This is a genomic window from Peribacillus sp. NPDC097225, from assembly GCF_044761955.1.
In the GTDB taxonomy this organism is placed as follows: domain Bacteria; phylum Bacillota; class Bacilli; order Bacillales; family DSM-1321; genus Peribacillus.
The window spans coordinates 97,560-117,089 of sequence record NZ_JBIWDJ010000001.1 but is presented as its reverse complement, the minus strand read 5'-3'; the positions used below and the strand labels follow the sequence as shown (position 1 = coordinate 117,089).

The 19,530-nt window shown below is 40.9% G+C and carries 21 protein-coding genes; 19 read left to right on the top strand and 2 right to left on the bottom strand.

The window, feature by feature from the left end:
• Nucleotides 1–46: 46 nt before the first annotated feature.
• From ilvA to ACIQXH_RS00510, 7 genes are all read left to right on the top strand, one after another.
• On the top strand, nucleotides 47–1,315 hold the full coding sequence (gene ilvA, locus ACIQXH_RS00540; protein ID WP_403121814.1) for a threonine ammonia-lyase IlvA: 1,269 nt from the start codon (nucleotides 47–49) through the stop codon (nucleotides 1,313–1,315).
• A 194-nt stretch (nucleotides 1,316–1,509) separates the two neighbouring features.
• Nucleotides 1,510–1,704 (top strand): twin-arginine translocase TatA/TatE family subunit, encoded by a 195-nt coding sequence (gene tatA, locus ACIQXH_RS00535; protein WP_402868997.1) that lies wholly within the window; start codon nucleotides 1,510–1,512, stop codon nucleotides 1,702–1,704.
• Between the two features lie 85 nt (nucleotides 1,705–1,789).
• A complete protein-coding gene (gene tatC, locus ACIQXH_RS00530; protein ID WP_403079419.1) occupies nucleotides 1,790–2,542 on the top strand; it encodes a twin-arginine translocase subunit TatC in 753 nt (250 codons plus the stop codon).
• A 248-nt stretch (nucleotides 2,543–2,790) separates the two neighbouring features.
• Nucleotides 2,791–3,633 carry a DegV family protein gene (locus tag ACIQXH_RS00525; RefSeq protein ID WP_402868993.1) on the top strand — a complete coding sequence of 281 codons (843 nt, stop codon included), beginning with the start codon at nucleotides 2,791–2,793 and terminating at the stop codon, nucleotides 3,631–3,633.
• A gap of 155 nt (nucleotides 3,634–3,788) precedes the next feature.
• A complete protein-coding gene (locus tag ACIQXH_RS00520; RefSeq protein ID WP_402869866.1) occupies nucleotides 3,789–4,379 on the top strand; it encodes an SCO family protein in 591 nt (196 codons plus the stop codon).
• Nucleotides 4,380–4,632: 253 nt separating this feature from the next.
• The gene (locus ACIQXH_RS00515; protein ID WP_402868991.1) at nucleotides 4,633–5,472 is read left to right on the top strand and encodes an SGNH/GDSL hydrolase family protein; all 840 of its coding nucleotides are present in this window, start codon (nucleotides 4,633–4,635) and stop codon (nucleotides 5,470–5,472) included.
• Nucleotides 5,469–6,053 carry a YpmS family protein gene (locus ACIQXH_RS00510; protein ID WP_402956801.1) on the top strand — a complete coding sequence of 195 codons (585 nt, stop codon included), beginning with the start codon at nucleotides 5,469–5,471 and terminating at the stop codon, nucleotides 6,051–6,053. Before ACIQXH_RS00515 ends, ACIQXH_RS00510 begins: the two co-directional genes overlap by 4 nt.
• A 60-nt stretch (nucleotides 6,054–6,113) precedes the next feature.
• Here the strand turns inward: ACIQXH_RS00510 and ACIQXH_RS00505 are convergent, their stop codons facing one another.
• Nucleotides 6,114–6,857: a DUF4397 domain-containing protein gene (locus ACIQXH_RS00505; RefSeq protein WP_402868987.1), complete on the bottom strand. Its 744-nt coding sequence runs from the start codon at nucleotides 6,855–6,857 to the stop codon at nucleotides 6,114–6,116.
• 261 nt (nucleotides 6,858–7,118) lie between these two features.
• Between ACIQXH_RS00505 and msrA the strand changes: the two genes are divergently transcribed.
• Both msrA and msrB read left to right on the top strand, forming a co-directional pair.
• Nucleotides 7,119–7,604 (top strand): peptide-methionine (S)-S-oxide reductase MsrA, encoded by a 486-nt coding sequence (gene msrA / locus ACIQXH_RS00500; protein WP_402869865.1) that lies wholly within the window; start codon nucleotides 7,119–7,121, stop codon nucleotides 7,602–7,604.
• On the top strand, nucleotides 7,601–8,029 hold the full coding sequence (gene msrB, locus ACIQXH_RS00495; protein ID WP_402868984.1) for a peptide-methionine (R)-S-oxide reductase MsrB: 429 nt from the start codon (nucleotides 7,601–7,603) through the stop codon (nucleotides 8,027–8,029). The genes msrA and msrB overlap by 4 nt, the downstream gene beginning before the upstream one ends.
• 45 nt (nucleotides 8,030–8,074) lie before the next feature.
• Here msrB and ACIQXH_RS00490 read toward each other — a convergent pair whose 3' ends face one another.
• Complete coding sequence (locus ACIQXH_RS00490) at nucleotides 8,075–9,172, bottom strand: SGNH/GDSL hydrolase family protein (RefSeq protein WP_403121812.1); 1,098 nt, start codon at nucleotides 9,170–9,172, stop codon at nucleotides 8,075–8,077.
• 290 nt (nucleotides 9,173–9,462) lie between these two features.
• Between ACIQXH_RS00490 and ACIQXH_RS00485 the strand changes: the two genes are divergently transcribed.
• From ACIQXH_RS00485 to kamA, 10 genes are all read left to right on the top strand, one after another.
• Entirely contained in the window at nucleotides 9,463–9,624 is a 162-nt protein-coding gene (locus tag ACIQXH_RS00485) for a YjcZ family sporulation protein (protein WP_402868981.1), read from the top strand.
• A 239-nt stretch (nucleotides 9,625–9,863) separates the two neighbouring features.
• Nucleotides 9,864–10,838, top strand: a complete 975-nt coding sequence (locus tag ACIQXH_RS00480) for a S66 family peptidase (RefSeq protein ID WP_402868979.1) — start codon at nucleotides 9,864–9,866, stop codon at nucleotides 10,836–10,838.
• A 229-nt stretch (nucleotides 10,839–11,067) separates the two neighbouring features.
• Entirely contained in the window at nucleotides 11,068–11,397 is a 330-nt protein-coding gene (locus ACIQXH_RS00475) for a hypothetical protein (RefSeq protein ID WP_402868977.1), read from the top strand.
• Nucleotides 11,398–11,599: 202 nt separating this feature from the next.
• Nucleotides 11,600–12,952: an aspartate aminotransferase family protein gene (locus tag ACIQXH_RS00470; RefSeq protein WP_402868976.1), complete on the top strand. Its 1,353-nt coding sequence runs from the start codon at nucleotides 11,600–11,602 to the stop codon at nucleotides 12,950–12,952.
• Nucleotides 12,953–12,970: 18 nt separating this feature from the next.
• On the top strand, nucleotides 12,971–13,684 hold the full coding sequence (locus ACIQXH_RS00465) for a CoA transferase subunit A (RefSeq protein WP_402868974.1): 714 nt from the start codon (nucleotides 12,971–12,973) through the stop codon (nucleotides 13,682–13,684).
• The gene (locus ACIQXH_RS00460; protein ID WP_403121810.1) at nucleotides 13,651–14,316 is read left to right on the top strand and encodes a 3-oxoacid CoA-transferase subunit B; all 666 of its coding nucleotides are present in this window, start codon (nucleotides 13,651–13,653) and stop codon (nucleotides 14,314–14,316) included. The genes ACIQXH_RS00465 and ACIQXH_RS00460 overlap by 34 nt, the downstream gene beginning before the upstream one ends.
• Nucleotides 14,317–14,333: 17 nt before the next feature.
• The gene (locus tag ACIQXH_RS00455) at nucleotides 14,334–15,623 is read left to right on the top strand and encodes a peptidase (RefSeq protein WP_402868971.1); all 1,290 of its coding nucleotides are present in this window, start codon (nucleotides 14,334–14,336) and stop codon (nucleotides 15,621–15,623) included.
• 55 nt (nucleotides 15,624–15,678) lie between these two features.
• On the top strand, nucleotides 15,679–16,521 hold the full coding sequence (ablB, locus tag ACIQXH_RS00450; protein ID WP_402868970.1) for a putative beta-lysine N-acetyltransferase: 843 nt from the start codon (nucleotides 15,679–15,681) through the stop codon (nucleotides 16,519–16,521).
• An 85-nt stretch (nucleotides 16,522–16,606) separates the two neighbouring features.
• Nucleotides 16,607–17,989, top strand: a complete 1,383-nt coding sequence (locus ACIQXH_RS00445; protein WP_402868968.1) for a sigma-54 interaction domain-containing protein — start codon at nucleotides 16,607–16,609, stop codon at nucleotides 17,987–17,989.
• Between the two features lie 121 nt (nucleotides 17,990–18,110).
• Nucleotides 18,111–19,529: a lysine 2,3-aminomutase gene (gene kamA, locus ACIQXH_RS00440; RefSeq protein ID WP_403121808.1), complete on the top strand. Its 1,419-nt coding sequence runs from the start codon at nucleotides 18,111–18,113 to the stop codon at nucleotides 19,527–19,529.
• The last annotated feature ends 1 nt before the right edge of the window (nucleotide 19,530 follow it).

Sequence of the window (19,530 nt, the reverse complement as noted above, 5' to 3'; positions counted from 1 at the left end):
AGTGCTATAATTATAGAATTGATTAGGAAGGAAATGAGGGATAACTATGAACCAGACAGCATCAGTGAATAGGGGGATTCAGTTGGAGGATATTCTAATTGCCTATAGAGAATTGAAGGATATTGTCTTACATACACCTTTACAAAAGAATCAGCGTTTATCCAGTAAGTATGAATGCAATGTCTATTTGAAACGTGAGGACCTTCAACATGTTCGTTCCTTTAAGTTAAGGGGAGCTTACTATAAAATGAAAAGTTTGACTCAGGAAGAAACAAAGAATGGTGTCGTGTGTGCGAGTGCCGGGAACCATGCACAGGGAGTGGCTTTTTCCTGCAGTGAGTTAGGAATCGATGGGAAAATTTACATGCCTGCTACGACGCCAAGGCAGAAGGTCGATCAAGTCCGGTTATTCGGTAGGGATAATATTGAAATTGTCTTAATTGGTGATACATTTGATGACGCATTCGCAAGTGCAATGGAATGTTGCGAGAAGGAAGGGCGTTCTTTCATCCATCCTTTCGATGATGAAAAGGTGATTGCCGGTCAAGGCACTACGGCGGTTGAAATCCTGAATGATTGTGAAGATAAGATTGATTATGTGTTCGCAGCAATCGGTGGCGGCGGATTAATGGCTGGGGTTTCAAGTTACTTCAAATCAGTGTCCCCTGATACGAAGTGTATTGGAGTAGAACCGCTCGGAGCCGCGTCCATGAAAACTTCCTTCCAAGAAGGAAAAGTCGTTGAACTTGAGAATATCGATACGTTTGTGGATGGTGCAGCCGTGAAGTGTGTAGGGCAAATGACATACCAAACATGTAAAGAGAATCTTGAGGATATCGTTGCAGTGCCTGAAGGCCATATCTGTACGACGATTCTCGATTTATATAATCAGCATGCCATTATTGCTGAACCAGCGGGTGCTATTTCCGTTTCAGCCCTTGATTTTTACAAAGACCAAATAAAGGGGAAAACGGTCGTGTGCCTTGTAAGTGGGGGTAATAATGATATAGGCCGTATGCAGGAAATCAAGGAAAAGTCCTTATTATATGAAGGCCTGCTATATTACTTTATCGTGAATTTCCCACAACGTGCTGGAGCATTAAGGGAATTTCTTGATGAAGTGTTGGGACCCAATGATGATATTAGTCGATTTGAATATACGAAGAAAAATAATAAAGAGAGTGGCCCGGCCCTTGTTGGTATTGAGTTAAAAAACAAATTTGATTATACAGGACTTATTCAGAGAATGAATAAAAAGGGTTTCTCAAGCGTGGAAGTCAATAAAGACAGCAATTTATTCCACTTATTAATTTAAACTAGACAAAATTTTAAATTAGGTTAGAATAATATATATATTTTTACATATTATTCAACTTATCCAGCAGTCGTGTTTTGTCGATAATTGTTACCGTTGTATGACGATTTGCCAGGTTCCTTTCATTTGGCTGAAAATGGTATTATAATTAAAAGCAGAATAGGTTGAATTATAACATCGAGGGGGATGTATTCATGTCGAATATTGGAATACCTGGTCTAATTATCATCTTGGTATTGGCCTTAATCATTTTTGGTCCGAAGAAGCTTCCCGAAATCGGACGTGCTTTTGGACAAACGCTTCGAGAATTCAAGAAATCCACGAGTGAACTGACAAAAGGCGACTATGAAGAGGATAAGAAAATACAACAACCAAAAAATCATGAATGATTAAATGCAGGGCGTAAGATGGACCTTCTTACGTCTTTTGTTCTGTAGCAAAGAAACGGATTTTCAAATGAAGGCGTGATTTATTTTGGAAGATAAAGAATTAAATATCATCGATCATCTCGATGAATTGAGAAAACGGCTAATCATTACGACTGTAGCTTTTTTCGTCTTTTTTATTGTCAGTTTTATTTATGTGGAAAAAATCTACTATTGGTTTGTTAAGGATCTTGAATTCGAATTAATGGTCTTAGGTCCAAGTGATATCATCTGGATTTACTTCATGCTTTCAGGAGTAGTTGCCATTGCTGCAACGATTCCGATTATAGCACTTCAAATTTGGTTGTTCGTTAAGCCAGCTTTAATGCCCAATGAAGTGAGGGCCACCCTTGCCTATATTCCAGCTCTTTTCATCTTGTTTATTGGAGGCCTTGCTTTTGGTTATTTTGTCATTTTTCCGACCATCCTTCAATTTTTAATTGAACTGGGTGAAGGCATGTTCATAACCAATTTCACCGCAGATAAGTATTTTTCATTTGTCTTCAATATGACGATTCCTTTTGCCTTTTTATTCGAGCTACCAGTCGTTACGATGTTCCTGACCTCCATCGGTCTTATCAACCCTTACGTGCTTCAAAAATTAAGGAAGTATGCTTACTTTGTTCTCGTGGTAATTGCTGTTTCCATCACACCGCCAGATTTCATGTCGGATTTTTTGGTCACGGTTCCCTTACTGTTACTTTACGAAGTTAGTATTTCGCTTTCTAAAATTGTCTATCGACGAAGGGTAAAACGGGAGAGCTTGCTGGAAGAAACTCTTAATAATGAAGATGGCATATAAAAAATGGCCCAAAGGATTTATTCCTTCGGGTCATTTTTTATGGCTGAAGTTATTGAATCGGCATCATTCAGCCATAAAGTTGATTAGATCCAAATAAGATATATGCCTTTTTACAAAGTTTTCTTCTGATTTTCAACGTATATGTGTCCAAGAGAATCATTATTCTGAAAAAAATATAAGCTTTAGTTTGAAAGCGTACTTTGAATAGGTATAATACAATAGATACGTTAATTTAGGGATGTGTAAAGATGAATAAAGTGAAGATTGTAACGGATTCAACAGTGGATATGACCCCAGAAGAATTTGAGTATTATGGCATTACAATGGTCCCCTTGTCGATCTATATTGATGGAGAGACCTTTTTGGATAAAGTGGAAATTGAACAGGATGAATTTTTAAGAAGAATGAATCAGTCAAAAGAACTCCCTAAAAGCTCCCAACCGGCAGTAGGGACTTTTTTAGAAGTATATAATGAACTTGGAAAGGATGGCAGTGAGATTATTTCAATCCATATGACTGGTGGCATGAGTGGTACAGTACGTTCGGCTGAAAGTGCAGCAGGGATGTCCGATGCTAAAGTTACCGTTTATGATTCGGAATTCATCTCAAAAGCCATGTCATTCCAAGTGATAGAGGCTGCCAAGATGGCGAATGAAGGCAAAACCACCGAAGAAATAATGCAAAGGCTTGAGACCATTAGAAAACAGTCGAGTCTAATCATTGTCATTGAAACGCTGGACAATCTTGTGAAAGGCGGAAGGATTGGCAAAGTATCAGCATTCATCGGATCTCTTTTACATATTAAACCGATTGCACTTCTGGACGGAGGCGTGCTGAATCCCGTTTCAAAAGCAAGGAGCCAATCACAGGTTGTAAAATTCATTTCAAAAAAATTCAAAGAAGATACACAAGGAAAACAAGTCAAAGGCATTGGTTTCGTCCATGCAAATGGCTATGAAATGGCCGATAAAGTTCGCAAAGCGATTACTGAAATTTCAGGGGTCCAGGATATTAAGTTAGAAGCTACAACGGCTGTGGTCAGCACACATACTGGCGAAGGTGCCATGGCCATCATGTATTACTGGGATTGATGTTCGCTTTTAGTACCTCCTAAAGAGCAGGAGATGATAGCTAAGTAATGTAGTCAAATGTTCATTTTATGATAAAAATAGTGCTGTTTTCCTACTGGTGGTCTGGTAGAATGAAAGAAGTGACAGAATATTTATACATAAAAGGCGGGGTATGGATGAGGAAGCTGCATTTGTTGAAGGCAGCTATGGGCATTGGGGTATTGTTGATGCTGGCAGCATGTGGTTCAACTGGGGTGCCTGATGCGAAGAATTGGGATATCGAAGATTTTAGTTATGTGGACCAGGATGGGGAACCCTTTTCCAAAACTGATTTAAAAGGAAAAGTCTGGGTAGCCGATTTCATTTTCACAAATTGTGAGGATGTTTGTCTCCCCATGACTGCCAATATGGTGAAGTTGCAACAAAAACTGAAGGATGAGGGAATTTCAGATGTTGAGTTCGTGTCATTTTCCGTGGATCCTGAAGTGGACAAGCCTGATGTCTTGACAGCATTTGGCGACCAGTTCAACGTCGATTACAAAAATTGGCACTTTTTGACTGGTTATGGTCAAGATGAAATCGAGGCATTTGCCAAGGATAACTTTAAAACGATTGTATTGAAGCCTGACAATGAAGATCAGGTGATTCACCAGACAAGGTTTTATCTAATGGATCAAGAGGGAAAAGTCATCCGGGATTACACGGGACTTCAGGATATTCCTTTTGATGAGATGATTAAGCATATAAAAATACTACAGAACTATTGAACAGGAGAATGACCTGTTCAATAGTTTTTTAGTTTCTATAGTAATCACGGAATGACGTATGGAACAAATAGCTGTTACGAAGAATGAATTTACTCATCAGGTACATGCTAAAATTCATGGGATAAGCTTTAATTCCCAGCTTTTTTTCATACTATACAGTGATAAATACAAATAAAACCGACAAGTAAAGGTCAAATTGATTCAATTTTATATTTTCCCCATGATATAATATTTAGGTAGGGAAGGTGAGGTTATGAGACACAAAATCACCTGTCTTTTTATATGCCTAGTTTGGATTTCAGGTTGCTCTCAGAGGACTACTTCAGAACAGCCACTCGTTCAGCAGCATAATGTTGTTGAATTAAGCAAAAAGGAAACCATTCCAGCCAGCTTTTTTCCGGATCCTGTTCAAATCGTGTCAATAGGTGATTCCCTAACTCAAGGTGTCGGCGATAGTAAAGATAATGGGGGATATCTCCCTTACTTGCAGAAAAATCTTGAGAAAGAGCCATCTATTACTTCAGTTGAGATGATCAATCACGGAGTTCGGGGAAACCGGACCGACCAATTATTAAAAAGGTTGGATAAATCCCGTGTTCAAGAAGATATTGAACAAGCCGATTCCATTGTCGTCACAATTGGTGGAAATGATATCATGAGAGTATTTAAACAGAATTTCTCCAACTTGGAACTGAACCAATTCGATTCAGCTAAAATAGGGTATGAAAAAAGATTAAGACAGATATTGGATAAGGTGCGCTCTGAAAATCAACAGGCACAGATTTATTTAGTGGGCGTGTATAACCCATTTTCAAAGTGGTTTGCTGATTTTTATGAACTAGATGAAATCATGAATGATTGGAATGATAGCGGAAAAAAGATTATCACCGAATATGATTCTGCATATTTTATCGAAATAGATGATATTTTCCAAAATTCCAAAGAAGACTTGCTATATACGGAAGATTACTTCCATCCCAATGATCGGGGATATGAATTGATTGCAGAAAGAATCTATAATAACATGGAAGTTTTAACAATCGGAAAGGATACAATGGAAGCTAGCGCCAAAGGAGATGATGACCAAGAATGACAAAAGTCAAATGGAAGACTTTGTTTATTACTTTATTAGCCGTTAACATCCTGGTCATCCTTTCAATCCTGGTTTTAATTAATTTACCGGCAAAAGATTCAGATATGAAGCCAGTTGTAACTAAGGAAGAAGATATCCAGTTTCAGATTCATACAAACCGGGAAGATTTGACCCGATTAATCAACCAGTATCTTGATAAAGAAGGCTTGACTGGATTGATACATTATGAAGTGTATTTAAGAGATGAAGTGGAGTTATACGGGAAAATGCCTTTTTTCAACCGTGAAGTGGAAATGAAATTAACATTCGAACCCATTGCGCAAAAGAACGGGGATTTGGTTTTAAAACAAAAATCGATTGCGATTGGCCAGATGAACCTTCCTGTTTCATATGTGATGAACTTAATTAATGAACGGTATAAAATGCCGGATTGGGTCACCATAAATCCCAATGAGGAAAACATATATGTGTCTTTACAGGACATGAAATTAAAAAGTGACGTCAGGGTCAAGGCTAATGAATTTGATTTAAAGAATGATGATATTTCATTTTTATTAACTGTCCCCTCTTCTTTACAATAAGTGAAAATGAAAGATGAAAAGCCAGGTCAAATGCATCCTGGCTTTTCATCTTTTTTTGTATTAAGGTGTTAAGATAAGTGTTTCTAAGCCAGGTTGACCCTGACTGGTGCCGATTATATAAATGGATAATGGGGTATTTGCCTGAATATCTGTATTGGGTAAGGAGAGGGCTACTTCTTTCGAATCGGCTTTCCTTACTTCAAAATCGACTTGCATGGGGTAGAGATTCAGGTATTCACTTGCTTTGCGATACGGAAGTCTTGAAAATACGACATCACCATCCTTTACAGCGATATCCACCGGTGACGTATCAAAAGACAAGTGGACAAATCGAACCTTGGATTCATCTTGGGGGACATAAGGATTGTCTTCGAAAGTAAGTAGTTTTGGCATTTCATTGGATCCTGTAGCAACGACAGTATACAGTTTTTCACTTTCCAGATCGACTTTACGGCTAAGGAAGGTGGACGTGGTTTGTCCGGCAGGATATATATCAATTTGGTATTTACCCGGGGGTAAAGATAAATAGTTGCTATTGTCTTTGTAAGCGAAATTCTGAAGGATGCGCATTTCGTTTACATATACATCGACCGCAGGTGCTTTTGGAGCTGCATGTAAAATACGGACCTGTGCCGGTTTTACCGTATTGATTTGTTCACTTCTCATTGGTTGCATGGCTTTTTCCATGCTCTTTAAGTGTTTATGATAATAATAATCATGTAAATGTGGGTTAGTATATTTATAGTAGCAGGATAATGCATCATAATTCATGGCCTTTTGTAAATGTTTGTCTTTATGGTTCATGTCTATCACCTCTCATTTGAATCATTATGAAGACATCATATGGTAGCATGCTTGGGCATGTGTCTTTCGTATACTCAAATTTGATTGATTTTTTTAATCAGTCCAGTTTCATCAACAAAAGAAGTTTAGACAGCAGATAATTTTACATGACCTTATAAAAGGTTTAAAATGCATTCAATAGAACTTTTCCAAAAAAGGAGGATATTACAGTTGACCAACCATTTAGACAAAGCAACATTTGCTGGAGGATGTTTTTGGTGTATGGTAAAACCCTTCGATGAACAGCCTGGTATTGAATCTGTCATTTCCGGTTATACAGGGGGGACAACGGAGAATCCTACATACAAAGAGGTTTGCTCGGAAACGACGGGACATTATGAAGCTGTTCAGATTACCTTTGACCCTTCCATCTACCCTTATAAAGATTTAGTTGAATTATTTTGGCAACAGATTGATCCAACAGACGCTGGAGGCCAGTTCTTTGATCGTGGTAGTTCCTATCAAACGGCCATTTTCTATCACGACGAAAAGCAACGGGAAATAGCGGAAGCTTCCAGGGCAAACCTACAGGAGAGCGGCATTTTTTCTAAGCCCATTGCGACACCCATTCTACCGGCCAAAACCTTTTATCCGGCAGAAACGTATCACCAGCATTATTATAAAAAGCAACCAGAGCACTACGAGAGATATTCAGTTGGCTCCGGGCGCAAGGCTTTTCAAAAACATCATTGGGGGGAAAAGAAATGAGCAGTAAAGATGATTTGAAGAAAAAATTAACACCCATTCAATATGAAGTCACACAAAATAGCGGGACAGAGCCTGCTTTTCATAATGAATATTGGAATTTGAATGAAGATGGACTGTATGTGGACATTGTTTCCGGTACACCGCTATTCACTTCCAAAGATAAATTTGACTCCGCCTGTGGCTGGCCAAGCTTTACCAAGCCACTGGATGATGGTGAAGTTGTGGAAAATTTGGATACAAGCTATGGCATGAGAAGGATCGAAGTGCGTTCAAAAACGGCCGATTCCCATCTTGGACATGTGTTTGATGATGGACCAGGACCAACCAAGTTACGATATTGCATCAATTCTGCTTCGTTAAGATTCATCCCACTCGAAGATCTTGAAAAAGAAGGATACGGTGAATATAAGAAACTGTTTCTTTAATAAACAAGTAAGCCCCTATCATCCTGTGATAGGGGCTTACTTGTTTTAGTGGTTTGAATCATTGGTGATGATGGAAGAAAGCCGCACATGTGTGGTAGGGAGGTCCTTGGAGGTTTCTCTCCCTGAAACTACAAAACGCACGGTGTGAGGACCGGGAGAAAGGCCATTGGCGATGAATAAATACCTTTCGCGGGCAAAGGGCCACCACGTATGAAGGGATGTATTCAGTTTGCCGTCAATGAATACATCAACTTCTCCGCCATCTGGGCTTCTGAGTAATTTAACTCCAAGTATATTTCCTTCGAATCGGTATTCAATATAACTCCCTGTCTCATCACTTGTGTAATAACCGCCTCTTGGTCTAAACCCCACCATTGAATCATAGTTGTCATTATCTCTTAAATTTATTTCGGAGCCTTGATGAAATTTAGGAGGAAGACTAGCGACAGGTTTTTCTTTTTGTGCATTTTCAATAAACTTTTGGTAAATCGCATTTGCATAGAATTGATAGCCAAGGCCATTTGGATGAATCAAATCTTTCGTCAATTCCTTGTCAGTGAACCCTGAAGAATTGAAAACTGGACGCATGTCAATATTGGTGGCCCCATAATAGTCAGATAACAGACCGATAGCATTCGCAAATTCCTCGTTTTCCAAACAACTTTCCGTAATCGTGAACAATTCAGCATGAGGATATAGGTGCTTTGCTTTTCTAATCAGAGCCTCGTACGTCATTTTGAAATCGTCCACATTCATGTATTTACGATCATTTTCACCGAATACAATGAAAATCAAATCCTTATGGCCCATTCTTTTTATTTGACAGAGCTTATAAAGACCTTCAAAAGCAGTGGAGCCGCTTTGAACAACGTAATCCCCTTTAAAGGGAACTGAATGGTGCTTGCTCATTTTATTTTCCAGTTGTTTAAACCAAGTTTGACTCGGATTTTCAGCCCCGGACCCCCTGCCTATGCTATCGCCAATAATCAGATAGTCAATCGGCTGACCATCCTGGTATTTTTGGTATACATTTAAGTTCTCATCGGAACCGTATGTTTTTGGAACTTTTTGAAGGATGTAAATGAGAAGGAGTGTGAGGACAATTCCTGCGAATGGAATGAGGGATTTCGAGACTTTTTTCAATTCATTTCCTCCGATTAACATTATTGTAGGTTGGTGTGGTAAGTATAGGCCGAAAAGCATATTTTAACCTTATTATATCGCAAATTTAAGGTAATACAATAAGGTTTGGTTTCATTTCCCGTTTTTAAAACCAATTGATTACACGTTTTATTGAGGGGGATTTATATAGAAGAATGGAGGAGTTTTTGCTTAAATAAAAAAAAATGGGCAAATACACAGACCAAGGCGGGCATATCGACATATGGTAAGGGTGTAAAGAGAAAACAGAAATCAAGAAGGAGTGAAACTTTATGTACGGATATGGTGGAGGATATGGTGGCGGCTGCGGCGGCGGTTATGGTTACGGCGGAGGATACGGTGGCGGATGCGGTGGCGGTTTTGGTTCAGGCTTCGCATTAATCGTTGTCTTATTCATTCTGTTGGTTATCATCGGCGCATCATTCTGCTGCTAAATATAACACTAAAAGACCAGCTATCAGCTGGTCTTTTCTTATGGAGGCCATTCTTTATAACAGAATTACCCAAGATTAAGCCTTGGCTAGGGACTGGCTCAAGGGTGGAGTTTTAAAAGGGATTCGATTAAGAACATATGTTTCTTTTGTGTTATAATCAATAATGAGCCATGATTTTCTTTTGTTCTGTATATCTGCTAAAATAATTTAAGATGTAATATATTTAGGGGGAAAGAGATATGAAACCTTCTCGTTTAAAACGCGGGGATGAAATCCGGGTTATTGCACCATCGAGAAGTCTTGCGATTGTAAAAGGTGAGCAACGCAGACTGGCAGAGGAAAGATTGGTGGACCTCGGTTTTAAAGTTACATACGGTAAAACAGCTTTGGTACATGATGACTTTTTCTCGAATTCGATTGAGGACAGGGTTGAAGATTTGCATGATGCGTTTAGAAATCCGTCTGTAAAGGCAATCCTTGCTGGCGTAGGTGGATATAATGCCAATCAATTGCTACAATATATCGACTACGATTTAATAAAAAAGAATCCTAAAGTTTTGATGGGCTATAGTGATATTACGGCCATCGGTTTGGCCATTTATCAAAAAACTGGTTTGACTACATATTCTGGTCCTGATTTCTCTACTTTTGGGATGAAGACTGGGCTGGACTATACAATGGACTACTTTAAGAAAGCGGTTCTTATGGATGATGGCTTTGATTTAGAACAAAGTGAAACCTGGAGCGATGATTCATGGCATCTGGAGCAGGAGGACCGTTCCTTCCATCCAAATTCGGGATATATGGTCATACAGGAGGGCGAAGCAGCTGGTACCATCTTAGGTGGCAACCTTTGTACGATAAATCTTTTGCAGGGGACGGAGTATATGCCATCGTTACGGGACCGCATTCTTTTTATTGAGGATGATGAAGAAAGCCATCCTTTTAGTTTCGATCGGGATTTACAATCCTTGCTACAGTTGCCTGATGCAGATGGTATCAAGGGAGTTATCATAGGTCGATTTCAAAAGGATTCAGGGATGACACCTTACGCCCTTCAGCAAATCATTGCAACTAAGAGGGAACTGAATGGTATCCCTGTCATAGCGAATGCAAACTTTGGTCATGTCCATCCTTTTGCTACTATACCGATGGGCGAAAGTGTTAAGATGACCGTGAGGAACGGTAACGCGAAAGTGACCATCCTCTCTTGAAAAATAGATGGACTTATCGTCAGACTACCTATATATAGGGCAACTTAAGAGGATGAACCGAGATTATCGGTCATTGTCTGTATCGGTCCCTGTTTTTGGGTAAAATAGGGTTTTATCCCTGTTCATTTTCCTATTTTACAAGCATTATTAGGGAATATGAGGCTAATAGTTCAAATTCTTTATTTTTCTGATATAATACTAAGAGATTTAAAATAGAAAAGGTGATTATGTGTTATTAACAATTCCCGCATCCATTCGTTTAGAAGGCGCTTTATCCGAGTATAATAAAAAAGGCCGGGTAAGCCATACCTGTTTCGTTTGTAACGAAGACACTTCTAATGGGGATGCAAGCAACTTGAATTACTATAAGTTAGGTACTAAAAAAGTCTGTCTTTCTTGCATGAAACATGTCTTGCGTCATCCATCATTAAAAGAGTATGAATACGTACATACCTCAGTCATTGACAAAGCGGCTTTTTATAAAAGTGTGCTGGCTATTTTAAAGGATGAAAGCTTCATAGATTCCATTCGTCAAGACAAACTAAATAGCTCATTATAAGAAAAAAAGTGTATCTCTCGTGGATACACTTTTTTTTGTCGTATTTCCTTACTTTCCCCGCGGTGAATAGATTCCCCATCCTTCTAAAACCTTCCTATAAAAATAGTTTGAAAGAGTTGCAACAATTCCTTAGCAAGATTTCCCTAGTGGGGACATACACTTTAGCATAAGCCATAATTGGTGGTAGAAGGAGAGTGTGGGCATGGAGCAGTCTTCATTGATCAAGCCGTTCCTTGGCGTCGCCTATCCGACAATTAGTCATGGGAAGGGCGTCTATTTATACGATAAAGAAGGGAAGGACTATCTGGATGCATCTTCCGGTGCTGTAACCTCCAATATTGGTCATGGGGTGCAAGAAATTGCAGATGCCATGGTTCAACAGGCAAGCCAAGTGTCATTTGTGTATCGTTCCCAGTTCACGAGCGAGGCAGCAGAGAAGCTTGCCCGAAAAATTGCAGATTTAACCAATGGGAAGCTCCCCTATAGTTTTTTTGTTAATAGTGGTTCAGAAGCGACCGAAACTGCACTAAAGATTGCCATCCAGCATTGGCAGGAAAAAGGGAAACCCAGGAAACAAAAGATAATATCCAGATGGATGAGCTACCATGGCATTACGATCGGCGCTCTTTCAATGTCTGGTCATCCTATACGCAGAGAGCGATTTACCGCTCTACTTGAATCATACCCTTCTGTTGCTCCTCCTTATTGTTACCGTTGTCCATATCAATTAGATCACCGAACATGTGGGATGGCCTGTGCTTTGGAGTTGGAATCATCCATCCGGCGCATTGGTGCAGATAACATCGCAGCATTTATATGTGAGCCAGTTATCGGTGCAGCAGGTGGGGCAATCGTTCCGCCTAATGGTTATTTTCAGAAACTAAAGAAAATTTGTGAGGAACATGACATTCTATTCATTGCTGATGAGGTTATGACTGGATTCGGTCGGACAGGTAAGATGCTAGCCTCTGAACATTGGGGAGTAGAACCGGATATTATTACGTTTGGGAAAGGGATAAGCGGGGGGTACACGCCTATCGCTGCCGCTGCCATGACGGAAAAAGTGTTGGAACCCATCATGAATGGTTCCCGTTCAATCATGGGCGGACATACACTTAGTGCCAATCCATTGTCGTGTGCCATAGCGCTTGCCGTTTTGGAATATATGGAGGATAACGATCTCGTAGAACACTCTGCTAAAAGAGGGAAGGAGTTATTCAACGGTTTAAAAAAGCTTGCAAAGAAATACTCGTTTATCGGGGACCTCCGCGGTAGGGGTTTATTGATCGGGATGGAATTTGTCCAGGATAAAGAAACGAAGGAACCTTTTCCAAAAACTTTAGATGTGACTGCTGAAATTATAAAGGCGGGGATGAACAATGGGATTATTTTATACCCTGCATCAGCGGGGCTTGATGGCATTAACGGGGCAGCCATCATCATTTCTCCGCCCTTAATCATTACAAAGGAAGAGAGTGCTGAATTGCTAAGGAGACTGGACTCAACCCTCCGTGAATTTAAAGATAAGATCCTCCCTGGATATCTGCCGTCTTAAATAAGGAAGTGAACAGAATTGAATGATAATGCATTCCATAAAGTTTGCCGTTTTGAGGATGTCCTGCATCTCTTTGAAGACGGTCAGTCCATTCTTTTTGGCGGGTTCGGTGGAATTGGCACTCCTCCGGGCCTCATCAATCTAATCTTGGAGACGGGTATACAACACTTAACTTTAATCGGAAATGATACTGGCTTCCCTGATATCGGAATAGGTAGGCTGGTTACTCAAAGGCGGGCAAAAAAAATCATTGTTTCTCATATCGGTTCCAATCCGAATGCCGGACTATCCATGAATAATGGAGAGTTGGAAGTGGAGTTCTCTCCGCAAGGTACACTGGTTGAACGAATCCGTGCAGGGGGGATGGGTCTTGGCGGAATATTAACCGATATTGGTCTGGATAATGATATCGTCAGGAAAGGGAAACAAACCGTCAAAATCGGGGAGAAAAATTACCTAGTGGAACCTGCATTGACTGCCGATATCGCTATCGTTTTTGCAGCAAAAGCAGATCCCTATGGCAATCTCATATTCGACAAAAGTGCTCGAAATACAAACCCACTCGTGGCAACGGCAGGTCAAATCACGATTGTGGAAGTCGAGGAAATCGTTCCTCTGGGCAGCATGGATCCAGAGAAAATCATTGTACCTGGTGCTTTTGTAGATTATATCATTCCTTCAAAAGGAGTCGATTGGAAATGGGTTTGGGAGCCGAGGCGAGAAATCGATTAGCCAAAAGAGCGGCAGCTGAAATTAGGGATGGCATGCTGGTCAATTTAGGTATCGGCATTCCATCTTTAGTGCCGAATCATCTACGAGCCGATCATCAAGTGATGTTTCAAGCAGAAAATGGGATTGTTGGTATGGGAAGCTCTCCAGCCATGGGCCATGAAGACGCACATCTTTGTAATGCAGGAGGCCTCCCCATAACCATCCGGGAAGGAGCATCCTATTGCGATAGTACACTCGCCTTTGGGATGATTCGCCGTGGCCGTGTTGATGTTACGATCTTAGGCGCTCTTCAAGTAAGTGAATATGGGGATCTGGCAAATTGGATTGTTCCCGGTAAGCGAGTACCTGGAATGGGTGGGGCAATGGAACTTGCGGCAAAGGCGAAAAAAGTCATTGTCCTAATGGAGCACACCGACAAAGACGGTATCTCCAAATTAATGAAGAACTGTACATTGCCATTAACGGCGAAACGATGTGTACATAAGGTTATCACGGAACTGGGCGTTTTTTCTGTTATTCCAAAAGGTCTCCTATTAACTGATTTATTCGCTTCCACTACAATAGAAGAAGTCAAGAAAAGAACGGAAGCCGATGTTAAAGTGTCTAGCAAGCTTTGTATAGTAAAAGAATGAGAGAGGAGTATGAGGGCATGTATGAAGAGCAAATCAGTGCATGGTTGAAAGAGCATCGAAATGATGGCATTAAATTACTTCAAAAATTAGTGCAGGAACCCAGCAAACGCGGGCAGGAAGGGAGTGCACAAGCCATCGTCGTCGAAAAGTGCCGGCAGATCGGTCTTGACATCGACCTATGGGAGATTGGGGATGGTGCACTAAGAAATCATCCTCATTTTTATTGTGACCGAAAAGATTTTAAAGGGAATCCAAACCTTGTCGCGGTTAGGAAGGGAAGTGGCGGCGGCAGGTCGCTTATATTGAACGGTCATATCGATGTCGTTCCTGAAGGTGATAGAACAGCATGGAAGGATGATCCATTCAGTGGAAAAATAGAGAATGGGAAAGTGTATGGGCGGGGGACGACGGATATGAAAGGCGGGAATGTTTCATTATTATTAGCGCTCGAATCCATCGTTGAAACAGGCATAAGGTTGAAGGGCGACGTGATATTTCAGAGTGTAATCGAAGAGGAAAGCGGTGGGGCGGGTTCACTCGCAGCTGTATTGAGAGGATATAAAGCTGATGGAGCGATCATTCCAGAACCAACGAACATGAAATTTTTCCCCCTTCAACAAGGATCGATGTGGTTTCGACTGAAAATAAAAGGCAAATCAGCACACGGGGGAACCCGGTATGAAGGACAAAGCGCGATAGATAAAGCTTATCTTGTAATCGAGGAAATCAAGAACCTTGAAAAGGAACGTAACCAAAAGATGGATCATCCACTTTATCATAATATCCCCATCCCCATTCCCATTAATATCGGGAGCATCCAAAGTGGGAATTGGCCTTCTTCTGTGCCTGATACAGCGATTCTAGAAGGTAGATTTGGAGTTGCCCCGAAGGAAACCATGGAAGCGGCACAACTCTCCTTGAAAAACAAGATTGACGATTTGAATCGTAAGGATAATTGGTTCAAGGAAAAACCAATTGAATTGGAATGGTTCGGAGCTAGATGGATACCGGGAATCCTGGAATTGGATCATCCGTTGATTCAGGCATTGTCCACCCACTATGAAAAAGTCATGGGAGAACAGCCGACTGTGGAAGCTTCCCCTTGGGGAACGGATGGAGGGTATTTATCTTCGGTCGGTTCCATACCGGTAGTGGTTTTCGGACCAGGCGAAACAAAATTGGCCCATGATGCCAATGAATATATAGAAGTGGATAAAATGTTGGAATCGGCCGAAATCATTGCACGAACAATTTTGGAATGGTGTGGAGTGGAGGGACATATAAGGGGTACCGGGTCTGATTCCTAAAATAGGGTCAGGCCTTCTGTTACACTATTAGATAGAGAAGGAAGGAGAGAGCCGAATGGATATTGTTGAAAAAAGAATTCAATTGTCCCGTTCTACACTACATATAACGATGGATCGTTTTAATAAGCGCGTACGGGTCGAAGACTATTTGGGCCATTTTCAAGATTGCGTCGAAGAATCTTTGAAAGCAGCTGATAATATATCAGCGGAGAAAATCATATTTAAGGCACGAACGGAAAATGTACTGGATCTGCTGAGCAAAGGTTTTTTATATGAGGGAAGTATCGATAAGTTCTTTTTAGGAAGTGATTGCCACTTCCTTGTTAAATATACCCAAGATCAGCGAAGGGCCAGTTCTCATTGGATCAAGGAGGATGAAATTCTAGAAAATGTACAGAAACTTCCAACAAAAGTAGAGCTAGAGGCCCCCCCATCAACCTATATAGGAAGGAAGGCGGAGGAAATAGATGCCGTGAAGCTTGCTGAATTGTACGGAAAAGTATTTGAAATTTACCCAACCCCAATGAATGAACCAGAATATGTGAGGAAATGCATGAAAAGCGGGACGGTCTTTTACATGTACGAACATGATGGAGTAATCGTCAGTGCGGCATCCGCTGAAATAAATGACTTCTACCGTAATGCGGAAATAACGGATTGTGCAACACTGCCGGATCATCGGCAGTATGGATTAATGAAGCACTTGATTGAGAAGCTTGAAAGTCACCTCGTCTCACATGACATTTATTGTATCTATTCTATCGCAAGGGCGCTATCATTCGGAATGAATGCAGCATTGCATCAGCAAGGCTATTATTACAGGGGTAGATTAGCCAATAACTGCTTCATTTTCGATAAATTGGAGGATATGAACTTATGGGTGAAGAACTATACATGAATGCCCATTTTCGGGCATGCATATGACAAGTTTTCGGCACTACTTCATATATATGATGGAAGGAATGTGAGAGAGGGGGAAGACATTGATCAGTGAATGTTTTAATACAAATCAGGTCTTAGAAGCGATTCTGGCAAGCATTGATGAGGGAATTCATGTAATCGATCCAAAAGGTCAAACGATCTTTTATAATGAAGTGGCGGCCAACCATGATGGAATGAAGGTAGAGGAAGTGCTTGGAAAACCACTGCTTGAAGCGTTTCCGTCCTTAAATCATAAATCTTCGACCTTGCTGCGTGTCATCCAATCCGAAAAGCCCATCTACCATCATAGACAATCTTATGTAAATGCACATGGTCGAATCATTGAGACCTTCAATACAACCCTGCCTATATATGTAGACGGTTTCATAATGGGGGCAATCGAAATTGCGAAAGATTATTCTAGCCTGAAACAATTATCGGAACGCTTAGCAGACTTGGAAAGCTCTCTTAAAACGACGACAAGAAAAGAAAAAAAAGTAGCCACGAATGGTACGTTATACACTTTTGCTGATATTCTAACCCAAGATCCACCATTTGAAAAGTTGATTGCACAAGGGAAAAAGGCTGCCCGGTCATCGTCTTCGGTTTTAGTTTATGGTGAAAGTGGTGTCGGAAAGGAACTTTTCATCCAAAGTATACATCACAACTCCAATAGGCGAAAAAAGCCCTTCATTGCACAAAATTGTGCGGCACTACCTGAAAATTTATTGGACTCGCTTTTATTTGGGACTTCGAAAGGTAGTTACACGGGAGCTGTCGAACGCCAGGGATTATTTGAGCTGGCGAATGGAGGGACTCTATTTCTTGATGAACTGCAATCGATGCCCATTGATTTACAGGCGAAGCTGCTTCGTGTACTTGAGGATGGGGCCGTTAGGAGGATAGGGGCGGCAAAAAGCATTCAGGTAGATGTCAGGATCATGACTGCGATGAATGTAAACCCGAAGACGGCTGTCACGGAGAAAAAGCTCCGTGAGGATTTATTTTATCGCTTACATGTTTTGAGCTATGAGCTACCGCCGCTAAGAGATCGTCCAGAGGATATTTTATTGCTTACGGAGCATTTTATTATAAACTTTAACGAGAAGATGAATCGCTCCGTAAAAGGAATCGATGAAGAGACCAAGGGAATCCTACATGCCTATCATTGGCCAGGTAACGTAAGGGAACTCAAGCATACGATTGAGTTCATGATGATACATGCCGAAAGTGAAGTCTTGACAGCGGGTGACTTGCCCCCATTTTTAAAAAAGAGTACAGTTCCTAAAGAGAAGGTATTGCCGCTGCGGGAAGCCATGAAGGAAATGGAAACAAAACTTATATCAGAGGCACTTTTGCAAACCGAAGGAAATGTCTTTCAAGCTTCAAAGCTATTGGACATCCCGAGGCAGACCCTCCAATATAAAATCAAGAAACATACTTGAACGCTAAAAAATCCGGTATATCGTATATAACCGGATTTTTTAGCGTTCATATTTAGTTTTTGGGCAATTTTGGCACCCTTCTTGCATTAAATACTACTAACAAGACTTAGGAGGTATGGCTATGTTATTTGATTTATATAAACCAGATCGTCATTGGAAAGATATAGAGTTATGGAAAGATGTAACTGATGAACAATGGAACAATTGGTTGTGGCAATTGACAAATACAATAAGAACTGTGGATGATTTGAAGAAAGTAATCGACCTTACTCCAGACGAAGAGGAAGGGGTGCGAATCTCCACCAAAACGATTCCCTTAAACATTACCCCCTATTATGCGTCACTTATGAATAAAGAGGACCCTAGGTGTCCAATAAGGATGCAATCCGTGCCCATATCGGAAGAAATGCATAAAACTAAGTATGATATGGAGGATCCACTACATGAAGATGAGGATTCACCCGTACCGGGATTGACTCACCGGTATCCCGACCGTGTGCTTTTCCTGGTGACGAACCAGTGCTCGATGTATTGCCGATATTGTACGAGAAGGCGTTTTTCAGGTCAAATTGGCATGGGCGTTCCAAAGAAACAATTAGATGCAGCAATCGGCTATATTCGGGATACACCAGCGGTCAGGGATGTGCTAATTTCCGGTGGTGATGGATTATTGATCAACGATACCATCCTCGAATATATCTTGAAGAATGTGCGAGACATTCCCCATGTTGAAATAATTAGAATCGGTACACGGGCTCCAGTGGTTTTTCCTCAGCGTATCACTGAAAACCTGTGTAATATTCTAAAAAAATATCACCCGGTTTGGTTAAATACGCATTTCAATACGTCGATAGAAATTACGGAAGAGTCGAAGAAAGCGTGTGAGATGCTCGCGGATGCGGGTGTGCCAGTCGGAAACCAAGCTGTAATCTTAGCGGGCATTAACGATAGTGTCCCTATCATGAAGAAGCTAATGCATGACCTTGTCAAGATCCGTGTACGCCCTTACTATATTTATCAATGCGATTTGTCAGAAGGAATTGGTCATTTCCGGGCCCCGATATCTAAAGGAATCGAGATCATCGAAGGCTTACGGGGTCATACATCCGGTTATGCAGTACCTACATTCGTTGTTGATGCACCTGGAGGCGGAGGGAAAATCACTTTACAGCCAAATTACATCCTGTCTCAATCCCCGACGAAGACAGTCCTACGGAATTTCGAAGGTGTAATCACGACCTATCCGGAACCGGAGCAGTACACACCGGGACTTGCCGATGATTATTTCAAGGGGATTTATCCCGATGTTGAAGCAAAACAGTCAGGTTCAGGGATAGCGGGTCTTATGAACGACAAACAATTTAATTTAGTACCTGAAGGCCTGAAACGGATGAACCGTCGTGAAAAGTACCATACCAACCCAGAACATGCCTCTTTAAAAAACCAACGCGAAAAACGTGACCAGCTAAAAGAAAAAAAATTTCAGGCACAGCAGATAAAAAATATAGCTCCACAAAGTGAAAAGGAAGAAGGGGAGTAAA